At 69.0% G+C, this 3363-nt stretch carries 3 protein-coding genes; all 3 read right to left on the reverse strand.

All coding sequences use genetic code 11. The features are described from left to right. Positions 1-103: 103 nt before the first annotated feature. Positions 104-1657 carry an MFS transporter gene (locus tag ABZ319_RS40245; protein WP_354991854.1) on the reverse strand — a complete coding sequence of 518 codons (1554 nt, stop codon included), beginning with the start codon at positions 1655-1657 and terminating at the stop codon, positions 104-106. A gap of 142 nt (positions 1658-1799) precedes the next feature. Beyond that, complete coding sequence (locus tag ABZ319_RS40250) at positions 1800-2492, reverse strand: PhzF family phenazine biosynthesis protein (RefSeq protein ID WP_354991855.1); 693 nt, start codon at positions 2490-2492, stop codon at positions 1800-1802. 21 nt (positions 2493-2513) lie between these two features. Next, positions 2514-3260 (reverse strand): HNH endonuclease family protein, encoded by a 747-nt coding sequence (locus ABZ319_RS40255; RefSeq protein ID WP_354991856.1) that lies wholly within the window; start codon positions 3258-3260, stop codon positions 2514-2516. Between the last annotated feature and the right edge of the window lie 103 nt (positions 3261-3363).

Here is a 3363-nt window from a genome sequence, read left to right on the forward strand (position 1 = left end):
CCACACTCTTCCCCCCCCCGACGCTCTACCGATCTGCCCGCGCGTGCACGGGACCTGTCCGGTGTTCGACAGCGCGGGCCGGTTTCGCGCCTGGACCGGGTCGCTAGTCGTGCGCAGCGGACAGCTCCCCGGCGGGTACCTGCCGCAGGCGCACCAGCGCCATCGCCGCCAGCGCCAGCGACAGCACGGCGGTGATCCCGGTGATCAGGTGCACCCCGTCCATGAAGGCGTCCCGCGCCGCGGCCAGCACGGCCGTACCCAGCGGCTCGGGTAGCGTCGTCGCCACCCCTACCGCCGAGCCCAGGGTGTCGCGCACGAGGTCCGCGTCGGGTACCCCGGGTGGCAGGGTCTGCGCCAGATCGCCGCGATAGATCGCGATGCTGAGACTGCCCAGGATCGAGATGCCCAGCGCCCCACCGAGTTCCGCGCCGGTCTCGGAGACCCCCGATGCCGCGCCCGCCTTCTCCGGGGGCGCGGAACCCACGATCAGCTCGGTGGTGATGCCGAAGACCGGGGCCAGCCCCAGCGCGATGAGCAGCGCGGCCAGCACAGCCGGGACCGGGCTACCGGACACGCTCAGCAGCGTCATCAGCGCCAGGCCGAGTGCGGCCAGGCTCATGCCGCCGCCGATCAGGTAGGCCGGGCGCACCACCCGCACGAGGCGCGGCGCGGCCTGGGACCCGATGATGAAACCGACGCTGGACGGGGCCATGGCCAGGCCCGCGTGCAACGGCGACAGGCCCAGGACCAGCTGGAAATACTGCGCGACGAACAGGAAGTACCCGAAGGCCACGAAGATCGCGATCACGTTGATGGCCAGGGCCGTGCGGAACAGCGCGGTGCCGAACAACCGGAGATCGAGCATGGGGTCCGGTCGCGTCAGCTGGCGTCGTACGAACAGCGCGCCCGCCGGTAAGCCGATCACCAGGGCCAGCAGCGGCAGCACGCCCGGGCCGTCCTGCGCGAACTTCTTCATCGCGAAGACCAGCGCGATCATGGTCAGCACGCTCAGGGCGGCGCTCACCGGGTCGAGCCTGCCCGGCTCGGGATCGCGGAATTCGGGCAGCACCCGGGGTCCGAGCACCAGCAGCAGTACCATGACCGGCACCGCGAGCAGGAAGACCGAGCCCCACCAGTAGTGCTCGAGCAGCAGGCCGCCGAGCATCGGGCCGACGATGCCGCCCGCGGAGAAGGCGCTGACCCAGGTGCCGACCGCGAGCGAGCGCTGGCGCGGGTCCTCGAACATGTTGAATATCAACGACAGTGTGGACGGCGCGACGGTGGCGCCCGCGATGCCGAGCAGCGCGCGGCACAGGATCAGCGTTTCGGCCGTCGGGGCGAACGCCGCGAGCACCGAGACCGCGCCGAAGGCCGCCGCGCCGATGAGCAGGAGTCGTCGCCGTCCGATCCGGTCCCCGAGCGTGCCCATGGTGATCAGCAGGCCGGCCACCATGAAGCCGTACACGTCGATGATCCACAGCAATTGCTGTCCGGTGGGCTGGAGTTGGGCGCTGATCTGCGGCACCGCCAGATGCAGCACCGTCAGGTCCATCGCGTACACCAGACACGCCAGGGTGAGCACGCTCAGGCCGACCCATTCGCGGCTGCCGGCGCGACGCGGTGCGCGCGTGCCCGGGGGCTCGACGGTGGTGGACACGGCGGTGCTTCCTTCCCGATGGTGGACGCGGCCGTCATCCGGTGCGGCTCGCGATCCACAATCTCATCGACCACCGACGGGTTCGGCAACCGATTTTCCAGGGCCGATACCGACCCCGCGGAAGGTTTTCAGACGATGTCGATCAGATCAGGACCGGATGGTCCGCGACCACGCGCCCGCCGAGTCGCGCCCAGCCGTCGGAGTCCCATTCGGTGAACAGGTGCGAGCCCTGGCCCTGTGTAATGCGGAGGCCGCGTTGCAGTTTCGCGGTCAGCGCGATCGCGGCCGCACCGGTGGCCTCGTCTTCGGGGACGCCGAGGGCGGGGGCGAACATGCGCGCCCGGACCCGGCTGTGGGTCTCGTCGGCCCACATCCACGCGTAGTGCGCGCCCTCGGTGAAATCACCCGGATCCAGGGTCTCGAGCAGCTGGGCATCGTCGAATTCGTGGAATGTGAACTTGGGCGTCCATTCCGAGCGGGCCCGGATCCAGGTGAGCCCGTCATTGGCCACCACGTCCACCGGTCCGGCGGGGACGTCGATCACGGTCACCGGGTGGCCGAGCATGGCCAGCCACCACGCGGTGCCCACGGTCGGATGCCCGGCGAAGGGCAGTTCGACCGCGGGGGTGTAGATGCGCAATCTGGCCCGGTGTTCGACCGGATCCTCGACCACCACGGTCTCGCTGTACCCCGCCCGCGCCGCCAGCGCCTGATGATCGGCCCCGGCGACATCGCCCGCGCGCGCGATGCCGAGCGGATTGCCGAACCGGCCCGCCGCATCGGTGAACACGCGCACGACCTCGATCTGGGTGCCATCGCTCTCTGGAGTGCCCATGGCGAGTCAGCTTACCGATGGTTACCGATTTGTGGGAGGCGAGCAGGTGGCCAGCATCTCGAACAGCGCGCTCTTCTCGGTGGGCTGCACGCTCAGATTCCAGCGAGATTTCACCGCCACCCAGCGGCGGGCGTATTCGCACCGGTATTCGTACCGCGGCTGCCATTGATCCGGCGTCTTCGAGCCTTTGTCCTGATTGGCCTGCTTCTGCACGGCCAGCAGATTGCCGACGTCGTTGGCGAAATTCTCGCGCTGTTCCCGATCCCATTCCGAGGCGCCCGAACGCCAGGCGTCACCCAGGGCGACCACGTGATCGATTTCGATGCTGGAGGCTTTGAAACGGTCGTATTGCAGGCGTTCGCCGGTGTACGGATCGTTGAGCGTCCCGGTCAGTACGAGACACGAATTGCTTTCCGCCAGGCGCACATCCGCGAGGTCGCGTTTGAGGACCGCGTCGCGGGCCGTGCATCCGTTCGCGAGCGCCGCCTCGCCGCCGCGCCCGGACCAGCCGGGGCCGAAGGCATTGCGTTCATAGGATTCCCAATTGCGATTCCAGGCGACGCTGAGCCCGTCCAGATCCGCGCGGGCCCGCTGCGCGTCGGGCAGGGCCGTGCCGGTGGGATCGGGTGCGGCGGGGGTCTCCCGGTCGGGTTCCTGTCTATTGAGCCACAGCGCGGTTCCGGCTACGGCGAGGGTGGCGACAATGACCGAGGTGGCGAAGAATTTGCGCCAGCGGCGCCGGGCGGGGGTCCGGGAGCGCGTGGGCATGCGGGGGAGTCTAAAGGGATAATTCGGGTGGAACGGGCAACGTTGCCGATCAGCAATGTCAATTCCGCAAACAAATGGCAAACAAAAGGGCCGCGCACCCGTG

It is taken from the genome of Nocardia sp. NPDC005978 (genome assembly GCF_040614455.1).
Taxonomy (GTDB): Bacteria; Actinomycetota; Actinomycetes; order Mycobacteriales; family Mycobacteriaceae; genus Nocardia.

Bases quoted from the DNA above. Each gene is read 5' to 3' on its own strand.
- ABZ319_RS40255 (WP_354991856.1), bottom strand. From the start codon at position 3,260: ATGCCCACGCGCTCCCGGACCCCCGCCCGGCGCCGCTGGCGCAAATTC.
- ABZ319_RS40250 (WP_354991855.1), bottom strand. From the start codon at position 2,492: ATGGGCACTCCAGAGAGCGATGGCACCCAGATCGAGGTCGTGCGCGTG.